Source organism: Leifsonia shinshuensis (assembly GCF_013410375.1).
GTDB classification, from domain to species: domain Bacteria; phylum Actinomycetota; class Actinomycetes; order Actinomycetales; family Microbacteriaceae; genus Leifsonia; species Leifsonia shinshuensis.
Genome location: NZ_JACCFL010000001.1, coordinates 1,342,864 through 1,361,236 on the forward strand (window position 1 = coordinate 1,342,864; position 18,373 = coordinate 1,361,236).

General features: G+C 66.1%; 27 protein-coding genes. 24 read left to right on the plus strand and 3 right to left on the minus strand.

The genetic code is table 11. The annotated features are described in order from the left end of the window. Position 1: 1 nt before the first annotated feature. The 17 genes from rplP (at position 2) to HNR13_RS06605 (ending at position 10,291) form a co-directional block, all read left to right on the plus strand. Positions 2-421 (plus strand): 50S ribosomal protein L16, encoded by a 420-nt coding sequence (gene rplP, locus HNR13_RS06525; protein WP_055894786.1) that lies wholly within the window; start codon positions 2-4, stop codon positions 419-421. Continuing rightward, positions 421-753 carry a 50S ribosomal protein L29 gene (gene rpmC, locus HNR13_RS21860; protein WP_179605003.1) on the plus strand — a complete coding sequence of 111 codons (333 nt, stop codon included), beginning with the start codon at positions 421-423 and terminating at the stop codon, positions 751-753. The genes rplP and rpmC overlap by 1 nt, the downstream gene beginning before the upstream one ends. Continuing rightward, positions 753-1,058 carry a 30S ribosomal protein S17 gene (gene rpsQ / locus HNR13_RS06535; RefSeq protein WP_179605004.1) on the plus strand — a complete coding sequence of 102 codons (306 nt, stop codon included), beginning with the start codon at positions 753-755 and terminating at the stop codon, positions 1,056-1,058. The genes rpmC and rpsQ overlap by 1 nt, the downstream gene beginning before the upstream one ends. Continuing rightward, positions 1,055-1,423: a 50S ribosomal protein L14 gene (gene rplN / locus HNR13_RS06540; RefSeq protein WP_018191958.1), complete on the plus strand. Its 369-nt coding sequence runs from the start codon at positions 1,055-1,057 to the stop codon at positions 1,421-1,423. The genes rpsQ and rplN overlap by 4 nt, the downstream gene beginning before the upstream one ends. A 3-nt stretch (positions 1,424-1,426) precedes the next feature. Further along, entirely contained in the window at positions 1,427-1,786 is a 360-nt protein-coding gene (gene rplX, locus HNR13_RS06545; RefSeq protein WP_158865608.1) for a 50S ribosomal protein L24, read from the plus strand. Continuing rightward, entirely contained in the window at positions 1,786-2,373 is a 588-nt protein-coding gene (gene rplE, locus HNR13_RS06550; RefSeq protein ID WP_179605005.1) for a 50S ribosomal protein L5, read from the plus strand. The genes rplX and rplE overlap by 1 nt, the downstream gene beginning before the upstream one ends. A 110-nt stretch (positions 2,374-2,483) precedes the next feature. Next, positions 2,484-2,882, plus strand: a complete 399-nt coding sequence (gene rpsH, locus HNR13_RS06555; protein ID WP_179605006.1) for a 30S ribosomal protein S8 — start codon at positions 2,484-2,486, stop codon at positions 2,880-2,882. A 7-nt stretch (positions 2,883-2,889) separates the two neighbouring features. Next, positions 2,890-3,426, plus strand: coding sequence for a 50S ribosomal protein L6 (gene rplF, locus HNR13_RS06560; RefSeq protein WP_179605007.1), 537 nt, complete (start codon positions 2,890-2,892; stop codon positions 3,424-3,426). Between the two features lie 2 nt (positions 3,427-3,428). After that, complete coding sequence (gene rplR / locus HNR13_RS06565; protein WP_179605008.1) at positions 3,429-3,800, plus strand: 50S ribosomal protein L18; 372 nt, start codon at positions 3,429-3,431, stop codon at positions 3,798-3,800. Further along, the gene (rpsE, locus tag HNR13_RS06570; protein ID WP_179605009.1) at positions 3,797-4,516 is read left to right on the plus strand and encodes a 30S ribosomal protein S5; all 720 of its coding nucleotides are present in this window, start codon (positions 3,797-3,799) and stop codon (positions 4,514-4,516) included. The genes rplR and rpsE overlap by 4 nt, the downstream gene beginning before the upstream one ends. Further along, a complete protein-coding gene (rpmD, locus tag HNR13_RS06575; protein ID WP_021759561.1) occupies positions 4,516-4,701 on the plus strand; it encodes a 50S ribosomal protein L30 in 186 nt (61 codons plus the stop codon). The genes rpsE and rpmD overlap by 1 nt, the downstream gene beginning before the upstream one ends. Then, positions 4,701-5,363 carry a 50S ribosomal protein L15 gene (gene rplO / locus HNR13_RS21270; RefSeq protein WP_218881185.1) on the plus strand — a complete coding sequence of 221 codons (663 nt, stop codon included), beginning with the start codon at positions 4,701-4,703 and terminating at the stop codon, positions 5,361-5,363. Before rpmD ends, rplO begins: the two co-directional genes overlap by 1 nt. A gap of 80 nt (positions 5,364-5,443) precedes the next feature. Continuing rightward, a complete protein-coding gene (gene secY, locus HNR13_RS06585; protein WP_179605010.1) occupies positions 5,444-6,766 on the plus strand; it encodes a preprotein translocase subunit SecY in 1,323 nt (440 codons plus the stop codon). Beyond that, entirely contained in the window at positions 6,763-7,371 is a 609-nt protein-coding gene (locus HNR13_RS06590; RefSeq protein ID WP_179605011.1) for an adenylate kinase, read from the plus strand. The genes secY and HNR13_RS06590 overlap by 4 nt, the downstream gene beginning before the upstream one ends. Before the next feature lie 8 nt (positions 7,372-7,379). Further along, complete coding sequence (gene map, locus HNR13_RS06595; RefSeq protein WP_179605012.1) at positions 7,380-8,210, plus strand: type I methionyl aminopeptidase; 831 nt, start codon at positions 7,380-7,382, stop codon at positions 8,208-8,210. Positions 8,211-8,352: 142 nt separating this feature from the next. After that, the gene (locus tag HNR13_RS06600) at positions 8,353-9,387 is read left to right on the plus strand and encodes a ParB/Srx family N-terminal domain-containing protein (protein WP_179605013.1); all 1,035 of its coding nucleotides are present in this window, start codon (positions 8,353-8,355) and stop codon (positions 9,385-9,387) included. After that, the gene (locus HNR13_RS06605) at positions 9,371-10,291 is read left to right on the plus strand and encodes a hypothetical protein (protein WP_179605014.1); all 921 of its coding nucleotides are present in this window, start codon (positions 9,371-9,373) and stop codon (positions 10,289-10,291) included. Before HNR13_RS06600 ends, HNR13_RS06605 begins: the two co-directional genes overlap by 17 nt. Here the strand turns inward: HNR13_RS06605 and HNR13_RS06610 are convergent. Beyond that, positions 10,254-11,474 (minus strand): DNA cytosine methyltransferase, encoded by a 1,221-nt coding sequence (locus tag HNR13_RS06610; protein WP_179605015.1) that lies wholly within the window; start codon positions 11,472-11,474, stop codon positions 10,254-10,256. The genes HNR13_RS06605 and HNR13_RS06610 overlap by 38 nt on opposite strands. Before the next feature lie 267 nt (positions 11,475-11,741). Here HNR13_RS06610 and infA point away from each other — a divergent pair, with 267 nt between their 5' ends. The 6 genes from infA to rplQ all read left to right on the plus strand — a co-directional run bounded on the left by infA (position 11,742) and on the right by rplQ (position 14,844). Next, entirely contained in the window at positions 11,742-11,963 is a 222-nt protein-coding gene (gene infA / locus HNR13_RS06615) for a translation initiation factor IF-1 (protein WP_011186713.1), read from the plus strand. A 77-nt stretch (positions 11,964-12,040) separates the two neighbouring features. Next, positions 12,041-12,154, plus strand: a complete 114-nt coding sequence (rpmJ, locus tag HNR13_RS06620; protein ID WP_011186712.1) for a 50S ribosomal protein L36 — start codon at positions 12,041-12,043, stop codon at positions 12,152-12,154. A gap of 150 nt (positions 12,155-12,304) precedes the next feature. Further along, positions 12,305-12,679, plus strand: a complete 375-nt coding sequence (rpsM, locus tag HNR13_RS06625) for a 30S ribosomal protein S13 (RefSeq protein ID WP_179605016.1) — start codon at positions 12,305-12,307, stop codon at positions 12,677-12,679. Positions 12,680-12,708: 29 nt separating this feature from the next. Continuing rightward, on the plus strand, positions 12,709-13,107 hold the full coding sequence (gene rpsK / locus HNR13_RS06630; protein ID WP_018191944.1) for a 30S ribosomal protein S11: 399 nt from the start codon (positions 12,709-12,711) through the stop codon (positions 13,105-13,107). A gap of 119 nt (positions 13,108-13,226) precedes the next feature. Then, positions 13,227-14,222 (plus strand): DNA-directed RNA polymerase subunit alpha, encoded by a 996-nt coding sequence (locus HNR13_RS06635; RefSeq protein WP_179605017.1) that lies wholly within the window; start codon positions 13,227-13,229, stop codon positions 14,220-14,222. Between the two features lie 49 nt (positions 14,223-14,271). Further along, positions 14,272-14,844, plus strand: a complete 573-nt coding sequence (rplQ, locus tag HNR13_RS06640) for a 50S ribosomal protein L17 (RefSeq protein ID WP_179605018.1) — start codon at positions 14,272-14,274, stop codon at positions 14,842-14,844. Positions 14,845-14,911: 67 nt separating this feature from the next. Here rplQ and HNR13_RS06645 read toward each other — a convergent pair whose 3' ends face one another. Then, positions 14,912-16,690: a bifunctional sugar phosphate isomerase/epimerase/4-hydroxyphenylpyruvate dioxygenase family protein gene (locus tag HNR13_RS06645; RefSeq protein ID WP_179605019.1), complete on the minus strand. Its 1,779-nt coding sequence runs from the start codon at positions 16,688-16,690 to the stop codon at positions 14,912-14,914. Further along, positions 16,690-17,610: a shikimate dehydrogenase gene (locus HNR13_RS06650; protein WP_179605020.1), complete on the minus strand. Its 921-nt coding sequence runs from the start codon at positions 17,608-17,610 to the stop codon at positions 16,690-16,692. Before HNR13_RS06650 ends, HNR13_RS06645 begins: the two co-directional genes overlap by 1 nt. A 94-nt stretch (positions 17,611-17,704) precedes the next feature. On the opposite strand from HNR13_RS06650, the gene HNR13_RS06655 reads away from it, so the two are divergent. Continuing rightward, entirely contained in the window at positions 17,705-18,346 is a 642-nt protein-coding gene (locus HNR13_RS06655) for a TetR/AcrR family transcriptional regulator (RefSeq protein ID WP_179605021.1), read from the plus strand. Positions 18,347-18,373 lie beyond the last annotated feature (27 nt).

Genomic DNA, 18,373 nt, shown 5'->3' on the forward strand with positions numbered 1-18,373 from the left:
CATGTTGATCCCACGCAGAGTCAAGCACCGCAAGCAGCACCACCCCGGCCGTAGCGGCCAGGCGACCGGTGGCACGAAGGTCTCCTTCGGCGAGTTCGGCATCCAGGCCCTGACCCCCGCTTACGTGACCAACCGTCAGATCGAGTCCGCTCGTATCGCCATGACGCGTCACATCAAGCGCGGCGGCAAGGTGTGGATCAACATCTACCCGGACCGTCCGCTCACGAAGAAGCCGGCCGAGACCCGAATGGGTTCCGGTAAGGGTTCCCCCGAGTGGTGGGTCGCGAACGTCAAGCCGGGTCGGGTCCTCTTCGAGGTCTCCGGCGTCTCCGAGGAACTCGCTCGTGAGGCCATGACCCGTGCAATCCACAAGCTGCCCCTCAAGGCACGCATCATCAAGCGCGAGGAGGGCGACGCGTAATGGCGATCGGCACCAAGGAGCTCGCTCCCAGCGAGCTCGACACCTTTGAAGACGAGCGTCTGATCGACGAGCTGAAGAAGGCCAAGGAAGAGCTGTTCAACCTGCGCTTCCAGTCGGCCACCGGTCAGCTCGAGAGCCACGGCCGCCTGCGTGCGGTCAAGCGCGACATCGCTCGTATCTACACCGTGATCCGCGAGCGCGAGCTCGGGATCCGGGCGACCCCGGCTCCGGTCGAGGCCGCTCCGGCCAAGGCCGAGAAGAAGAGCAAGGCGAAGAAGGAGGCCCCTGAGGCCGCCGAGGTCGCCGAGACCGAGACTGAGGAGGCCAAGTAATGGCTGAGACCACCAAGGCTGCGGCCGCGGAGTCGGCGGCCGACGAGGCCATCGTCCGTGGTTACCGCAAGGCCCGTCGCGGGTACGTCGTCAGCGACAAGATGGACAAGACCATCGTCGTCGAGGTCGAGGACCGCGTGAAGCACCCGCTGTACGGCAAGGTCATCCGCCGCACCTCCAAGGTGAAGGCGCACGACGAGAACAACACCGCCGGCATCGGCGACCTCGTTCTCATCAACGAGACCCGTCCGCTGAGCGCCTCCAAGCGGTGGCGCCTGGTTGAGATTCTGGAGAAGGCCAAGTGATTCAGCAGGAATCCCGACTCAAGGTCGCCGACAACACCGGCGCCAAGGAGCTTCTCGCCATTCGCGTCCTCGGCGGCTCCAGCCGTCGCTACGCCGGCCTGGGTGACGTCATCGTCGCCACGGTCAAGGACGCGATCCCCGGCGGCAACGTCAAGAAGGGCGATGTCGTCAAGGCCGTCGTCGTGCGCGTGCGGAAGAACACCCGCCGCCCGGACGGCTCCTACATCAAGTTCGACGAGAACGCCGCCGTGATCCTGAAGAACGACGGTGACCCCCGCGGTACCCGTATCTTCGGCCCGGTCGGCCGTGAGCTTCGCGACAAGAAGTTCATGAAGATCATCTCGCTGGCCCCGGAGGTGCTGTAACCCATGGCGAACATCAAGAAGGGCGACCTGGTCCAGGTCATCTCGGGCCGTTCGCAGGCCCGCGGTGGCGACCGTGGCAAGCAGGGTCGTGTCATCGAGGTCCTCGTGGAGAAGAACCGCGTGATCGTCGAGGGCGTCAACTTCGTGACCAAGCACGTGCGCGTCGGCCAGACGCAGCGTGGCACGAAGACCGGCGGCATCGAGACCCACGAGGCTCCGATCCACGTGTCCAACGTGGCGCTCGTCGACCCCGAGACCAAGAAGCCGACCCGCGTCGGCTTCCGCACCGAGACCGTTACGAAGGACGGCGTCACCAAGACGGTCCGCGTTCGTTACGCCAAGAAGTCTGGTAAGGACCTGTAATGACGGACACTGCAACGAGTGCTGGCAAAATCCAGCCTCGCCTGAAGCAGAAGTACAAGACCGAGATCTCCGCTCAGCTCAAGAGCGACTTCGGCTTCACGAACGTGCACCAGGTGCCCGGCCTCGTGAAGATCGTGGTCAACATGGGCGTCGGCGAGGCGGCTCGCGACGGCAAGGTGATCGACGGTGCGGTCAACGACCTCACCCTGATCACCGGCCAGAAGCCGCAGGTCACCAAGGCCCGCAAGTCCATCGCGCAGTTCAAGCTGCGCGAGGGCCAGCCGATCGGCGCGCACGTCACGCTGCGCGGCGACCGCATGTGGGAGTTCCTCGACCGTCTGCTCTCGCTCGCGCTGCCCCGTATCCGGGACTTCCGCGGCCTGAGCGACAAGCAGTTCGACGGCAACGGCAACTACACGTTCGGTCTCACGGAGCAGTCGATGTTCCACGAGATCAACCAGGACCGGATCGACCGCGTCCGCGGTATGGACATCACGGTCGTGACCACCGCGAAGAACGACGACGAGGGCCGCGCGCTGCTCAAGCAGCTCGGGTTCCCGTTCCGTTCGAACGAGACGAGCAACTGACTCTAGTAGTCTTGTCTCTTTGTGGGCCGGCCGCCCGGCCGGCCCACTTCCACCACAGGTCGTCAGTCGTGTAACGGCTGCACGAAACCTGGTGAACAAAGGAATCTGCAATGACGATGACAGATCCGGTCGCAGACATGCTGACCAGACTGCGCAACGCGAACTCGGCGCACCACGACACCGTGTCGATGCCGCACTCCAAGCTCAAGGCCCACATCGCCGAGATCCTCACCAACGAGGGCTACATCTCCGGCTGGGAGGTCTCGGACGCCCGTGTCGGCCAGACCCTGACGCTCAACCTCAAGTTCGGTCCGAACCGTGAGCGCTCCATCGCGGGCATCAAGCGCGTCTCCAAGCCCGGCCTCCGCGTCTACGCGAAGTCCACGGAGCTCCCCAAGGTCCTCGGCGGCCTCGGTGTCGCCATCCTGTCCACCTCCTCGGGGCTCCTCACGGACCGCCAGGCTGAGAAGAAGGGCGTGGGTGGGGAAGTCCTCGCCTACGTGTGGTGACCCTGCCATGTCGCGTATTGGAAGACTGCCCATCGACGTCCCCGCTGGGGTCGATGTGAAGATCGACGGCCAGACCGTCACTGTCAAGGGCCCGAAGGGCGAGCTCACGCTCACCGTCGCGAGCCCCATCGAGGCGAAGCTGGAGGACGGCCAGGTCCTGGTCACCCGTCCGGACGACGAGCGCGAGTCGCGCTCGCTGCACGGCCTCACCCGCACGCTCATCAACAACAACATCATCGGCGTCACCCAGGGCTACTCCAAGGGCCTGGAGATCGTCGGCACCGGTTACCGTGTCGCGCAGAAGGGCGCGGGCGTCGAGTTCGCCCTCGGCTTCTCGCACCCGGTCAACGTCGAGCCGCCGGCCGGCATCACCTTCACGGTCGAGGGCAACAACAAGCTCACCGTGAGCGGGATCGACAAGCAGGCTGTGGGCGAGGTCGCCGCGAACATCCGCAAGATCCGCAAGCCCGAGCCGTACAAGGGCAAGGGTGTGCGTTACGCCGGCGAGGTCGTTCGTCGCAAGGCCGGAAAGGCTGGTAAGTAATCATGGCTCTGGGTACCAGAGGAAAGAGCAAGGCGGCCGCCCGCGGGCGTCGTCACACCCGCCTGCGCAAGAAGATCGTGGGCACCGAGGTCCGTCCTCGCCTGGTCGTCACCCGTTCGGCCCGTCACGTCTTCGTGCAGGTCGTCGACGACGCGAAGGGCCACACGCTGGCCTCCGCGTCGACCATGGAGGCCGACCTGCGCGGCTTCGACGGCGACAAGACCGCCAAGGCCCGCAAGGTGGGCGAACTCGTCGCCGAGCGTGCGAAGAGCGCCGGTGTCGAGGCCGTGGTCTTCGACCGTGGCGGCAGCAAGTACGCCGGTCGCGTTGCGGCCGTCGCCGAAGGCGCTCGTGAAGGTGGGCTGAACCTGTGAGCGACGAGAACAACAAGGAGCAGACCGTGGCCGCTGAGGTAACGGAGACCGCGCAGCCGGTCGAGACCGCTGCGTCGACCGACAACAACCGCGAGCGCGAGCCGCGCCGCGGTGGCCGGGAGCGCAACCCCAACCGTGATCGCGGCAGCCGTGACGCCGACAAGAGCCAGTTCCTGGAGCGCGTCGTCACCATCAACCGCGTGTCGAAGGTCGTGAAGGGCGGTCGTCGCTTCAGCTTCACCGCTCTCGTGGTCGTCGGCGACGGCAACGGCCTGGTGGGCGTCGGCTACGGCAAGGCCCGCGAGGTGCCGCTGGCGATCTCGAAGGGCGTCGAGGAGGCGAAGAAGAACTTCTTCCGCGTCCCGCGCGTCGGCAACACCATCCCGCACCCGGTGCAGGGTGAGGCCGCCGCCGGCGTCGTCCTCCTGCGTCCGGCCGCCGCCGGTACCGGTGTCATCGCCGGTGGCCCGGTGCGCGCCGTCCTGGAGTGCGCCGGCATCCACGACGTGCTGAGCAAGTCGCTCGGCTCGTCCAACACGATCAACATCGTGCACGCGACCGTCGAGGCGCTGCAGCAGCTCGAGGAGCCCCGTGCCGTCGCAGCTCGCCGCGGTCTCGACTACGACCAGGTCGCGCCCGCGCGCCTGCTGCGTGCCGAGGCCGAGGCGGCCGAGGCCGCTGCTGCCGCCAAGAAGGCAGAGAAGGTAGGTGCCTGATGGCCGCGCGCCTGAAGATCACGCAGATCAAGTCGAAAGTGAGCGAGAAGCAGTACCAGCGCGACACGCTGCGCAGTCTGGGACTGAAGCGCATCGGTGACGTCGTCGTCCGCGAGGACACCCCGCAGAACCGCGGGTACGTCAACACCGTCGCTCACCTGGTGAAGGTTGAGGAGATCGACTAATGGCTGACGACAAGCCGACCACTGAGGCTGCCGCCGCCGAGAAGCCGGCCGCCAAGAAGAGCACCACCAAGGCCGCCGCCGACAAGCCGGCCGCCGAGAAGGCTCCGGCCAAGAAGGCTCCGGCGAAGGCCGCTGCCGACAAGGCCGCCGCGAGCACCAAGGACGAGACCGTCGCCGCCCCGGCGAAGAAGGCCCCGGCCAAGAAGGACGTCGCGGAGCCCCGCGAGCAGGTCCTGAAGGTGCACCACCTCCGTCCCGCCGCGGGCGCCAAGAAGGACAAGACCCGCGTCGGACGCGGTGAGGGTTCCAAGGGCAAGACCGCGGGCCGTGGCACGAAGGGCACCAAGGCCCGCTATCAGGTCCGCCCGGGCTTCCAGGGCGGTCAGCTCCCGTTCCACATGCGTTCGCCGAAGCTGCGCGGGTTCAAGAACCCGTTCCGCGTCGAGTACCAGGTGGTCAACCTCGAGAAGCTGGCCGAGCTGTACCCGGCCGGCGGCGATGTCACCGTCGCCGACCTCGTCGCCAAGGGCGCCGTTCGCAAGAACGAGAAGGTCAAGGTTCTCGGTAACGGGGACATTGCGGTTAAGCTGAACGTTGCGGTCGACAAGGTCTCCGGCTCTGCCGAGCAGAAGATCGTCGCCGCTGGTGGCTCCGTCAAGTAGCCGCCCGTAAAGCAGCGCAGTCGGGTGGCCGGGACTCCCGGTCACCCGACTGGACTCTTACAGGAAAGCAGGACGCACTTTTGTTTAGCGCCGTCGCGCGGATCTTCCGCACCCCGGACCTCCGCCGGAAGATCTTCTTCACGCTGGGGATCATCGCCCTGTTCCGGCTGGGCTCCTTCATCCCCGCGCCGTTCGTCGACTTCGCCAACGTCCAGACCTGTCTGAACGCCAACCAGGACACCTCGGGGCTCTACTCCCTGGTCAACCTGTTCTCGGGCGGCGCTCTCCTCAAACTCTCGATCTTCGCGCTCGGCATCATGCCGTACATCACCGCGTCGATCATCGTGCAGCTCCTCCGCGTGGTCATCCCGCGCTTCGAGACCCTCTACAAGGAGGGTCAGGCCGGCCAGGCCAAGCTCACGCAGTACACGCGCTATCTCACGATCGCGCTGGGCGTCCTCCAGTCGACGACCCTCATCACCGTCGCCCGCTCGGGCGCCCTCTTCGGCACCACGGCCGTCTCGCAGTGCACGCAGCTGATCACGGACGACTCCTGGTACGCCATCATGCTCATGGTCATCACGATGACCGCCGGCACCGGCCTCATCATGTGGATGGGCGAGCTCGTCACCGAGCGCGGCATCGGCAACGGCATGTCCCTCCTGATCTTCACCTCGATCGCCGCGCAGTTCCCGAGCTCCCTGTGGGCGATCGGCCAGTCGCAGAGCATCGAGGTGATGTTGGTGGTGATCGCGATCGGTCTGCTGATCGTCGCCGCGGTCGTCTTCGTCGAGCAGTCGCAGCGCCGCATCCCCGTGCAGTACGCCAAGCGCATGGTCGGCCGCCGCACCTACGGCGGCAACAACACGTACATCCCGATCAAGGTGAACATGGCGGGCGTCGTGCCGGTCATCTTCGCGTCGTCGCTGCTGTACCTGCCGGCCCTGATCGCCCAGTTCAACCAGCCGGCCGCCGGCAAGGCCCCGGCCCCGTGGGTGACCTGGATCACGAACTACCTGACCAAGGGCGACCACCCGCTCTACATGCTGCTCTACTTCCTCCTGATCGTCGGCTTCACGTACTTCTACGTCGCGATCACGTTCAACCCGGAGGAGGTCGCCGACAACATGAAGAAGTACGGCGGCTTCATCCCCGGTATCCGCGCGGGCCGCCCCACCGCCGAGTACCTCGACTACGTGCTGACGCGCGTGACGCTGCCCGGCTCGATCTACCTCGGCATCATCGCCCTGATCCCGCTGATAGCGTTCGCATTGCTCGGCGCCAGCCAGAACTTCATGTTCGGCGGCACGTCCATCCTCATCATCGTCGGTGTGGGACTCGAGACGGTCAAGCAGATCGACTCCCAGCTCCAGCAGCGGCACTACGAAGGGCTTCTGCGTTGACCCGTATGCTGATCGTCGGACCTCCCGGAGCGGGCAAGGGCACTCAGGCCTCCCGCATCACCTCCGCGTACGGGATCCCCGACATCTCCACGGGCGACATCTTCCGGGCCAACATCAAGAACGAGACTCCGCTCGGCAAGCAGGTCAAGGCGATCGTCGACGCGGGCGACTACGTTCCGGACAGTCTCACCAACCAGCTCGTCACCGACCGCCTGGCGGAGGACGACGCGAAGGACGGCTTCCTCCTGGACGGCTATCCGCGCACGCTCGAGCAGGTGAAGTACCTCGACGACCTGCTGGCCTCCAAGGGCCAGGAGCTCGCCGCGGTCATCCAGCTCGTCGCGGACCAGGACGAGATCGTCGCACGCCTCACCAAGCGCGCACAGGAGCAGGGTCGCGCCGATGACTCCGAGGACGCGATCCGGCACCGCCAGGAGGTGTACGTCCGCGAGACGTCGCCGCTGATCGACGTGTACCGCGACCGCGGTCTGCTGGTCGAGGTGGACGGCCTGGGCGACATGGACGAGGTCGCGGCGCGCATCCGTGCGGCGCTCGCCGAGCGCGGCATCCACCCGCTGGAGGGCGCCGGCGAGCCGGTCGCCTGAACAGCTCCATGGCTTTCCGACGGTCGTTCTACAAGTCGCCCGCCCAGCTCCGACTGATGGTCGCGCCAGGACGGGCGGCGGCCGCGTCCCTGGACGCCGTCTCCGCGGCGGTCGCGGCGGGCGTCTCGACGCTTGAGCTCGACCGGATCGCGGAGGCCGCGATCGAGGCGGCCGGCGGGAAATCCAACTTCAAGCTGGAGGCCGGCTACCACCACACGATCTGCGCGTCGGTCAACGACGAGGTCGTGCACGGCATCCCCGGCTCGCGCATCCTGCAGCCGGGTGACATCCTCTCGGTGGACAGCGGCGCCATCCAGGAGGGCTGGAACGGCGACGCGGCGCGCACGTTCGTGCTTCCCGACCCCGCGAACCCGGAGCGCGTCGCCGAGCGGCAGAAGCTCTCGGAGGTCACCGAGCAGTCGCTCTGGCACGGGATCGCCCGGCTCGCGACCGCCCGCCATCTCAACGAGGTGGGCGAGGCGATCGAGGACCACATCCTGTCGCAGGGCGACTACGGCATCCTCACCGACTACATCGGCCACGGGATCGGCCGCCGCATGCACGAGGAGCCGCCGGTGTTCAACTACCGGGTGCGCTCGAAGGGCCCCGAGGTGCGCCCGGGACTCGTGGTCGCGATCGAGCCGATGGTCGTCCTGGGGGAGCAAGACACCTACGTGAAGGACGACGGCTGGACCGTCGCCACCGAGGACGGTTCGGCCGCGGCGCACTGGGAGCACAGCGTGGCGGTGCACGCCGACGGCATCTGGGTGCTGACGGCCCTCGACGGCGGGGCCGCGGGGCTCGCGCCGTTCGGAATCACGCCGACGCCCATCCGTTAGGTGTGGATAACTGCTCCTGTATTCGAGTCTGCGATACCGTTGCAGCATCGCATGATGCCATGCAATTGAGGACGGTAAATTGAAGGAACTGACTACTGGCGTCTCCCTTAGGGACTTGGTTCTTGACCCTGAGAACCCTCGGTTGCCCGAGAACCTCTTAGGCGCGTCCCAGGACGAGATCCTTCAATACCTTTTCGACTTTGACTCGCTCGACGAGATCGCTGAGTCCGTTTCACTAAACGGCTACTTCCCGAACGAACACGTGATTGTCCTTCCTCCGATGACGGACGGTCGACGGACGGTCGTGGAGGGCAATCGCCGGGTGGCGGCATTAAAGATTCTCGCGAACGATGACGTAGCTCAAGCCCTTCAACTTACGTTCGAGAACCTGCCTCGACTCGAAGGCGAGTTCGTCGTGCCCGCCTACGAAGTAGCCGATCGGGACGAATTGGCTGCGTACCTCGGCTTCAGGCATATAAACGGAATTAAGACGTGGTCCGCCGGCGCAAAGGCGCGGTTCGTTTGGAACCGAGTACATGCGGCGGTCGGCGGCGGAGACTCAGATCCGTTCTTCTCGGTTGGACGCACCATCGGAAGTAATTCTCGCGGTGTGCGATCTTCCTACCTTGCCTACGGTGTCCTAAAGACGGCAGAGGATCGCTTAGCGGATCCAAGTTCGGCTAAGTATGTATTGCGCGAACGTTTTGGCGTCTGGCTGCGGCTGCTGGGCACCAGGAACGTGCCTGGCTACGTAGGGTTGGATCTCGATGCGCGATCGTTTGATGAAGTTCAAAGGAACATCGATTCACTCGACTATTCCGCGGTGGGGGAGGTGCTCGCTGACCTGACCCCTTCCTTGGACGGCACGCCGGCTGTCCTTGCGGACAGCCGCTCTGTCACCACATACAGCGATGTGCTAGGAAATAGTCGCGCGCACAAGGTACTTCGTGACTCCGGAAAACTGGCGATCGCCGAATCCGTATTTGTACAGTCGAGCTTCTCGCGGCAGCTTGGAGAACTCGTCGGTCAAGCCAATGTGTTATTCGAGATGCTCGCTACCCAGGAGTCCGCATCTGAGTCGGACGTGCTGAGTTCTGAGCGGCTGTTTTCGGTGGCTCGGCTGATTCGGGCATCAGTCCATTCGCTCAAGGAAGGCGACATTGACGAGACCGACTAGCGGCACCATCGGGCTCGCGATTTCGGCCTATGGTGAGCGGGCGTCAGCAAGCGCGTTTGCCGACTATCTCGAAATCTGCGCGCTGAAACGCCGAAAACTATCACTGGCAAGCCTTGACGAAGCGATACGCGATCACGGTTGGTCCTCAGACTATCGAAGTTTAGATATTGCCAGCGATGACGACGAACTACCGGTCTCCTGGGCCGATAGTTTGATGTCGTTGGTGCGCGAGCGTGAGTCAGCGCTTCGAGGTCGGTACCCATTCAAAATCAGCGGTGCATACGTCACGCTCAAGGCGTCTCCATCAGCGGCCTCACGGCAGTATGTGAGGCTCCTTCGGCTGACAGCCGCGCACGCTTACGGCTTCCGAGGTCGCCCATCGACCGATGTTGTTTTCGAGCGTTTGGTTTCCGCGGCGCTTCAAAAGCGCGGATTGCCATCAGCGCCGATGGGTACCGGCTCGCGAAGTAACAAGACATTTGTGAACGCCCTTGAGACGGCTGGAAAGGCTGTGGGTCTCGACGTCTCACGCGACCCCTATCCTCGGCAGCGATTTGCTCGAGATGGAAAAGTTGACGCGCTCTCTGCAATTACGTGGAGCGATGGCCGTCCCGGTCAATTCACGTGGTTGACCCAGGCGACAGTCGGCGAAAGTTCCACTTGGATATCCAAAATGAAGGAGCCGGACCCAGCCATTTGGGCGGGCTATCTGAACGAAACGTTGGCCCCACAAATCATTCTTGCGATTCCGCACCATGTCGAACCCACTCACCTCGCATACCTTCTTGCGACGCGGGTTGGAACTGTTGCGGATCGACTACGGCTTGCAGGTTATCTACCAGACGAAGTCGAAGGCGAAGATGCCATCAGAGAGTGGTTTGAAGCTGCTCAAGTCGAGCTCTAATCCGGTCGCTTCTTTCCTGAGCGCCTGGGCCCAAACCAGTGCCGGGATGATCATCCTTAGCGCCCAGCAGATGCAAATATGCAACAGGTACCTGGGCAACCGGCGACGATGTTGCTGGACGTTTGGATCGAACAACCTCAAGGGTTGGCGAGCCGAGGATAGGGGAACCTGAGATAGTCTGCGCGGCAGCGCGCGCCATGACCTCCGCCAGCAACGAGGGCGTAGCGTTGCCAATGAGTTTGACCTGGGCCCGATAATCCCCAGGCAAAGTCCACTCATCTGGAAAGGTCTGAAGCCGCATCATCTCTCGCGAAGAAAGCGGGCGGTTGTCCCAGTGGAAAGGTCCGGTCGATGGGCCGGGCGATGCTGCCAAAGTCCACGACGGACGGTCCTTTGCCAGCTTCAGAAGAAAGTTCCAGTACTTGGTACGGTATCCAAACAATTCTTCGCCGCCCCCGCGAGCGGTGTGCCATTGGTAGTTCCACCCTTCCGGAATCGAGGGTAGAAGGCCGGCCCATCGGCCTTGCGGTGTTGGCGGATCATGTTCTTGCAGATCATGCAGAGCATCCCAAGCTGTAGCTGGAGCCGCACTGTGCGTTAACGTTGGCCAACTCCACGAGCCAGAGTCTTTCCTCACAAGCACAACAATCACACGCTTGCGGTTCTGCGGAACGCCGTAATCCGCCGCATTTATGTTCCGAAAGTCAATGTTGTAGTGAACGTCGCGTTTGTCGGCCAACGTCTCAAGGCGCTGCTTAATGAAAGGAAGCGCAGCGCCGCTTCCCTGGACAAAGCCAAGCACATTCTCGAGGATCACGACCTTGGGGGCCAACGTCTCGATCACATCGAGGGTCCCATGGACGGTCTTCGCGCGTACGTCGTCCATTCCCAGTCGGCCGCCTGACCACTGGGCTGCGGTTGAGAAAGGTTGACATGGCGGACCGCCGACCACGAGGTCAAGATCGCCATAGCCCAGTGAGAGAGATTCGGGTGTCAGGGATTTGGCGACTGACAGCACATCGCCATCTCCGAGAGAAGGCCACCACGGACGATTCAGGTGAAGCGCTGCGCGGGCACGCGGGTCAAGCTCGACGCTTCCGACGATCTCGAAGCCGGCTCGCTCAACGCCGATGTCCATCCCTCCAGCGCCACTGAACAATGACAGTGCCTTAAGCGCGGACATGGGATTTCATCGAGTAAAGACTCCTAATCGAACGCCGCTTCGGTGGGCGACAATCAAGGGCGGGTAAGTTTGAACAGTTTACGAGCTCAACGGCGCAATTGCGAGCTGGCCTGTTCGCTCACAGCGGGAGCAGATGATGGCCCAGAATTGGCGAAATGCGCCGGTATCCCATAAGATTGATCCTTGGTGTCTTAGGCGCGCTTTCTGCATGTCCGGCACCAGTCAACGCACGACCAGCAATCCACTACTAGTAGCGACAGTGAGGCTATGGCCAAAAAAGACGGTGTCATCGAGATCGAAGGATCTGTGATCGAGGCGCTCCCCAACGCGATGTTCCGCGTCGAGCTCACCAACGGTCACAAGGTTCTTGCCCACATCTCCGGCAAGATGCGCCAGCACTACATCCGCATCCTCCCCGAGGACCGCGTGATCGTGGAGCTGAGCCCCTACGATCTGACCCGCGGCCGGATCGTCTACCGCTACAAGTAACGGGCTGCTGTAAGTAACGGCCACGCCACCGGGTAGCCCCTGGCGAGGTACGAGGACAGCGAACAAAGGTAACAACTATGAAGGTCAACCCCTCCGTCAAGAAGATCTGCGACAAGTGCAAGGTCATCCGTCGCAACGGCCGGGTCATGGTCATCTGCGAGAACCCGCGCCACAAGCAGCGCCAGGGCTGATCGCAGCAGCGGTACCAGCACGACTCAACTGAATAACGAAGCGATCCCAGATCCCGCAGCCGTCTAGCGCGGCTGCGGGGGACACCCTCGGAGGAGGCCGGGGCACCGGGACCGCTGAAGACCTCCACTCATCACAGGAGAAGCCACACCATGGCACGTCTAGCAGGCGTCGACATCCCGCGCGAGAAGCGCGTGGAGGTCGCACTCACCTACATCTACGGCGTCGGGCGCACGCGTGCGCTGCAGACCCTTCGCGAGACCGGGATCTCCGGCGACATCCGCGTCAAGGACCTGACCGACGACCAGCTCGTCGCACTGCGCGACTTCATCGAGGGCAACTTCAAGGTCGAGGGTGACCTCCGCCGTGAGGTCGCCGCCGACATCCGCCGCAAGGTCGAGATCGGCAGCTACGAGGGCATCCGCCACCGCAAGGGCCTCCCGGTCCGCGGCCAGCGAACCAAGACGAACGCGCGTACCCGCAAGGGTCCGAAGCGGACCGTCGCCGGTAAGAAGAAGGCTCGCTAGGCCGACAACAGGACTGAAGGAGAAAGAAAATGGCAGCACCCAAGTCGGCCGCTCGCAAGCCGCGCAAGAAGGAAAAGAAGAACATCGCTGTGGGCCAGGCCCACATCAAGAGCACCTTCAACAACACCATCGTCTCGATCACCGACACCACCGGTGCGGTCATCTCGTGGGCGTCCTCCGGTGGCGTTGGCTTCAAGGGCTCGCGCAAGTCCACCCCGTTCGCCGCGCAGCTGGCAGCCGAGTCGGCCGCCCGCCAGGCGCAGGAGCACGGGATGAAGAAGGTCGACGTCTTCGTCAAGGGCCCGGGCTCGGGCCGCGAGACCGCGATCCGCTCGCTCCAGGCCGCCGGCCTCGAGGTGGGCTCGATCAACGACGTCACCCCGCAGGCGCACAACGGCTGCCGCCCGCCGAAGCGTCGCCGCGTCTAGTTCTCTTCCACGTCCGCCCAGGCGGCGGTCCTCACCGGGCCGCCGCCTGACGGCGTGACGAACCCCACCTCACTCACGCGAGTGTCATATAGCGGACACTCAGCCGAAAGGAATCAATAGTGCTCATTGCACAGCGTCCTACGCTCACCGAAGAGAACATCTCCGAGTTCCGTTCGCGGTTCGTCATCGAGCCGCTCGAGCCGGGCTTCGGCTACACCCTCGGCAACTCGCTGCGCCGCACCCTGCTCTCCTCCATCCCGGGCGCCGCCGTCACCAGCATCCGCATCGACGGCGTGCTGCACGAGTTCAGCACCGTCCCGGGTGTCAAGGAGGATGTCACCGAGATCATCCTGAACATCAAGGGTCTGGTCGTCTCCAGCGAGCACGACGAGCCGATCACCGCCTACCTCCGCAAGACCGGCTCCGGCCAGGTCACCGCCGCCGACATCTCGGCTCCCGCGGGCGTGGAGATCCACAACCCCGAGCTGGTCATCGCCACCCTGAACGACAAGGCGAAGTTCGAGGTCGAGCTGACCATCGAGCGCGGCCGCGGCTACGTCTCGGCCCAGCAGAACCGCAACGAGTACTCCGAGGCGGGCCAGATCCCGATCGACTCGATCTACTCCCCGGTCCTCAAGGTCACCTACCGCGTCGAGGCCACCCGTGCCGGCGAGCGCACCGACTTCGACCGCCTCGTCGTCGACGTCGAGACCAAGCCGGCGATCAGCCCGCGCGACGCGATCGCGTCCGCCGGCCGCACGCTGGTCGAGCTGTTCGGCCTGGCCCGCGAGCTCAACAGCGCGGCCGAGGGCATCGAGATCGGCCCCGCGCCGGTCGACCAGGTGCTCAGCTCCGAGCTGTCGATGCCGATCGAGGACCTCGACCTGTCGGTCCGCTCGTACAACTGCCTCAAGCGTGAGGGCATCAACACCGTCAGCGAGCTCGTCTCGCTCTCGGAGACGCAGCTCATGAACATCCGCAACTTCGGCCAGAAGTCGGTGGATGAGGTCAAGGACAAGCTGACCGAGATGGGTCTGTCGCTCAAGGACTCGGTCCCCGGATTCGACGGCGCCCACTTCTACAGCGGGTACGAAGAAGACGAGTCCACCATCTGAGGCCGCGTCAGCGAAGCCTTCGACTTTTCACTACTGGAGATAACCGATCATGCCTAAGCCCACCAAGGGCCCCCGCCTCGGAGGCGGTCCCGCGCACGAGCGCCTCATGCTCGCCAACCTGGCCGCTGCGCTGTTCACGCACAAGAGCATCAAGACCACCGAGACCAAGGCCAAGCGCCTGCGTCCCTACGCCGAGCGTCTGATCACGTTCGCGAAGCGCGGCGACCTGCACGCGCGCCGTCGCGTGCTCGCGGTCATCGGCGACAAGACCGTCGTGCACGAGCTCTTCACGGAGATCGCGCCGCTGGTCGCCGAGCGCGAGGGCGGCTACACCCGCATCACCAAGCTCGGCTTCCGCAAGGGCGACAACGCGCCGATGGCGCAGATCGAGCTTGTGCTCGAGCCCGTCGCCCCGAAGGCCAAGCCGGCCAAGAAGGCCGAGGCCCCGAAGGCCGCTCCGGTCGAGGAGCCGGTCGTCGAGGAGGAGGCCCCGGAGGCCGCCGCCGAGGACACCGCGTCCGAGGAGACCACCGCGGCTGAGGCCGAGGTCGTCGAGGAGGCCACCGGCGACGCCGAGGCCGCCGAGGAGACCACCGCCGAGGCGGAGGCCGAGAAGGCCTGAGCCTTCCGCTCGAACCGCACAGAGCCCCGCATCCCACCGGATGCGGGGCTCTTTCGTTCTCCCGGGCTCAGTGTGAGAGGTGCTGCGCGGTGAGCCGGACCGGGGTGTTGGCCGCGCCGAAGCCGTCGTAGCGGTCGCGGCGCTCCACCAGCTCGAAGAAGACCGTGCCGATCGTCTCGGTGTAGCAGTGCAGATACTCGCCCGCGGCGTCACGGTCGTAGAGCAGCCCGGCCTCCCGGAGCCGTTCCAGCTCGCCCGGCGGCAGGTCGAAGCGCGCGCCGAGGTCGTCGTAGTAGTTCGCCGAGACGGGGACCGTGCGCAGGCCCCGGGCCCGCGCGCGGCCGATCAGCCCGGGGAGGTCGTCACAGGCGATCGCGACGTGCTGCGCGTGCCGCTGCGTCGTCGACGTGCGTTCGGCGAGAGGCGGGACGACGTTCAGCGCGAGGCGCACACCGCCGTCGCCCGATCGGAGCACCTGGCTCCGGACCAGACCCGCCGGTCCGGCCAGCTCCGCCGACGACTCGCGCGTGAGGCCGAGCGCCGTGCCGTAGAACAGCACGGCCTCCTCGATGTCGGCGGCCGGTTCGGTGAGGTTGACGTGGTCGATGCCGCGGATCGAGGGGTCGGGCGTCCCGTGGCCCCCGGCGAACTCGCCGGGCCACGCCGCGCCGCTCTGGGGGCCGCTGATCAGGATCTCCGTGCCGTCGGGCGCGAGCACGGCCGGGAGGTCGGTCTCCCCGGCGAGCAGGCGACGGTGCGCGCGCTGCGCCCCGAGGCGTTCCGCCCGTGCGGCGGCGTCCTCAGGCCGGTCCACGCGGATGCCGAAGCCGGCGACGTGCGGGGCCGTCCCGGTGGCGTTGTGCTCGTTGAGGACGATCCGGGCGTCGCCGGCGGCGTAGAGCCAGGCGGGCTTCGTGACGTGCCGGCCGCTCGGCGCGAAGCCGATCCGCTCCAGCACCGCGGCGACGGCGTCGGTGTCCTGCGCCTTGATCTCCACCTGGTCGAGCTCGTGGGGCGCGGGGACCGGGCGGGCGTCGGTCCCGAGCGCGTCCTCCAGTACGGTCAGCGACCGGAGGGCGTGCCGAGCGGTCCTCGCCGGGTCGGTCTGGCGGAACACGTCGTTGAAGACCTCCAGCGAGAGCGGCCCGGTGTAACCGGCTCGCAGGGTGTGCCCGACGAACGCAGGGAGGTCGAAGCCGCCCTCGCCAGGGAACAGCCGGTGGTGCCGGCTCCAGGAGAGCACGTCCATCGAGAGCAGGGGCGCGTCCGCGAGCTGGACGAAGAAGATCTTCTCGCCGGGGATGCGCTCGATGTCCGCGGGGTCGTGGCCGCGGGAGAGGATATGGAAGCTGTCCAGGCAGACGCCGAGCGCGGGATGGTCCGCGCGCTCCACGATTCGCCAGGCCCGCCGGTAGTCGTCGATGAACCGCCCCCAGGCCAGCGCCTCGAACGCCAGGCGCTTGCCGCGCGCGGCCGCGAGATCGGCGAGGCGGGCGAGCTGCGCGGCTGAGACCGCGTCGTCGTCGATGGAGGCCGTGGCGACGTTGCTGCACACCAGGACGGTGTCGACGCCGAGTCGGTCCATGAGCTCGAACTTCGCCTCCGCCCGGCGCAGCACCTGCGCGAACTCGGGCTCGGTGACGCCCTCCGCGTCGCGGAACGGCTGGTAGAGGGCGATCCGCAGCCCGAGCCGGTCGCACAGCGCGCGCACCTCTTCCGGCGTCTGCGGGGCGGCGATCAGGTCCGGCTCGAAGACCTCGACGGCATCGAAGCCGGCGTCGGCGATGGCGTGCAGCTTATCGACGAGGGTGCCGGACAGGCAGACGGTCGCGATCGAGGTCTGCATCAGCGGCCCTCCCTGATCATGGCGGCGAAGTGGGGCCGCATCCGGTCGCGGTCGGGCTCGACCCCGGTGATGAGGCGGAAGGCGTCGGCGGCCTGCCCGACGGCCATGCCGCCGCCGTCGAGGGTGCTGCAGCCGGCCGCACGCGCCGCCCGGAGCAGCTCGGTGTCGAGCGGGCGGTAGACGATGTCCGCCACCCAGAGCCCGGCGTGCAGCAGCCCGGGGTCGAGGGGGATCCCTGGATGGGTGTGCATGCCGGCGAAGCTGGCGTTGACCACGCCGGTGACCGCGCTCGCCGGGCCGGCCAGCCGGGCGGCGAGGGCGTCCGCGGCGGCGGAGTCGATCGTCGCCCCGGGGAAGCGCGCGGTCAGGTCGCCGGCGAGCGCCCCGGCCCGGGAGGCGTCGAGGTCGATGATCGTGAGCCGGCCGGCCCCGGCGTCGAGCAGGGCGGCTGCGACCGCGGCTCCCGCGCCCCCGGCGCCGATGACGACGACAGCGCCGAGGTCGGCGCCGGGCAGGCCGTCGCGCAGCGCGGAGGCGAAACCGGTGACGTCGGTGTTGTGGCCGACGCGCCGGCCGTCCGCGAGCAGGACGGTGTTGACCGAGCCGATGGCCGACGCCGAAGGGGTCACCTCGTCGAGGTGCGCGAGGACGCGCTGCTTGCACGGGTGGGTGATGTTGAGGGCGTCGAAGCCCAGCAGGGCGGCGGCGTCCAGGACCCGGGCAATGGTGGCGTCCAGGTCGCCGGTGCCGCCTGGGGCGCCCGGAGCGCCCGCGCCGTCCAGCGCGAGCAAATCGATCGGCCGGTAGAGGTAGCGCAACCCGAGCTCGTCCGCCTCCCGCTCGTGCAGCGGCGGCGTCAGCGACGGCAGCACACCCTCGCCCAGGAGCCCCACCAGGTACGACTCTCCGACCACGCTCATGCGTCCTCCTCGACCACCATGCGGAACCGCGGCGCTTGACAAAGCGTCCCGAGGTTTCTTAACGTACCAGATAGTTCATTAGCGAGGAGGCGGGATGACCCGGCTGGACCACGAGCGGATCCGCGATGCGGAGCGCACGCGCGCCGAGATCCTGGCCGTGGCGACGCAGGAGTTCGCCGACCGGGGTTACTCCGGCGCCCGCGTGGACGAGATCGCGCGCCGGATGAGCACCACCAAGCGGATGATCTACTACTACTTCGGCGGCAAGGAGCAGCTCTACGTGAGCGTGCTGGAGGCCGCCTACGCCGAGATGCGCGGGTACGAGCAGGAGCTGGACGTCTCCGGCCTCGAGCCGCTGGAGGCCATCCGCGTCATCGCCGAGCGCACCTTCGACCACCACACCAGCCGGCAGGACTTCGTCCGCCTGGTGGCGATCGAGAACATCCACCGTGCCGCGTTCCTGCGCGAGGTGGGCGAGCCGGAGAGCCTCGCGCTCCCCGCCCTGGAGCTGATCGACGAGGTGCTGCGCCGCGGCCGGGCCGCGGGCGTCTTCCGCGACGACATCGACGCCACCGACGTGCACATGGCGATCAGCTCCTTCTGCGTCTTCCCGGTGGCCAACCGCCACACGTTCGGGTACCTCTTCGGCCGCGATCTGCTGAACCAGTCGCGCGCCGGTCACTACCGGCAGATGCTCGGCGACATGATCGTCCGGCTCCTCGCCGTGGACCGTTGATCCGTGCCGGGGATGCCCGGCGGATCG

Coding starts and splice junctions, on each gene's coding strand:
- rplP (WP_055894786.1), top strand. CDS start 2: ATGTTGATCCCACGCAGAGTCAAGCACCGCAAGCAGCACCACCCCGGC.
- rpmC (WP_179605003.1), top strand. CDS start 421: ATGGCGATCGGCACCAAGGAGCTCGCTCCCAGCGAGCTCGACACCTTT.
- rpsQ (WP_179605004.1), top strand. CDS start 753: ATGGCTGAGACCACCAAGGCTGCGGCCGCGGAGTCGGCGGCCGACGAG.
- rplX (WP_158865608.1), top strand. CDS start 1,427: ATGGCGAACATCAAGAAGGGCGACCTGGTCCAGGTCATCTCGGGCCGT.
- rplE (WP_179605005.1), top strand. CDS start 1,786: ATGACGGACACTGCAACGAGTGCTGGCAAAATCCAGCCTCGCCTGAAG.
- rpsH (WP_179605006.1), top strand. CDS start 2,484: ATGACGATGACAGATCCGGTCGCAGACATGCTGACCAGACTGCGCAAC.
- rplF (WP_179605007.1), top strand. CDS start 2,890: ATGTCGCGTATTGGAAGACTGCCCATCGACGTCCCCGCTGGGGTCGAT.
- rplR (WP_179605008.1), top strand. CDS start 3,429: ATGGCTCTGGGTACCAGAGGAAAGAGCAAGGCGGCCGCCCGCGGGCGT.
- rpmD (WP_021759561.1), top strand. CDS start 4,516: ATGGCCGCGCGCCTGAAGATCACGCAGATCAAGTCGAAAGTGAGCGAG.
- rplO (WP_218881185.1), top strand. CDS start 4,701: ATGGCTGACGACAAGCCGACCACTGAGGCTGCCGCCGCCGAGAAGCCG.
- map (WP_179605012.1), top strand. CDS start 7,380: ATGGCTTTCCGACGGTCGTTCTACAAGTCGCCCGCCCAGCTCCGACTG.
- HNR13_RS06610 (WP_179605015.1), bottom strand. CDS start 11,474: ATGTCCGCGCTTAAGGCACTGTCATTGTTCAGTGGCGCTGGAGGGATG.
- infA (WP_011186713.1), top strand. CDS start 11,742: ATGGCCAAAAAAGACGGTGTCATCGAGATCGAAGGATCTGTGATCGAG.
- rpmJ (WP_011186712.1), top strand. CDS start 12,041: ATGAAGGTCAACCCCTCCGTCAAGAAGATCTGCGACAAGTGCAAGGTC.
- rpsM (WP_179605016.1), top strand. CDS start 12,305: ATGGCACGTCTAGCAGGCGTCGACATCCCGCGCGAGAAGCGCGTGGAG.
- rpsK (WP_018191944.1), top strand. CDS start 12,709: ATGGCAGCACCCAAGTCGGCCGCTCGCAAGCCGCGCAAGAAGGAAAAG.
- rplQ (WP_179605018.1), top strand. CDS start 14,272: ATGCCTAAGCCCACCAAGGGCCCCCGCCTCGGAGGCGGTCCCGCGCAC.
- HNR13_RS06645 (WP_179605019.1), bottom strand. CDS start 16,690: ATGCAGACCTCGATCGCGACCGTCTGCCTGTCCGGCACCCTCGTCGAT.
- HNR13_RS06650 (WP_179605020.1), bottom strand. CDS start 17,610: ATGAGCGTGGTCGGAGAGTCGTACCTGGTGGGGCTCCTGGGCGAGGGT.
- HNR13_RS06655 (WP_179605021.1), top strand. CDS start 17,705: ATGACCCGGCTGGACCACGAGCGGATCCGCGATGCGGAGCGCACGCGC.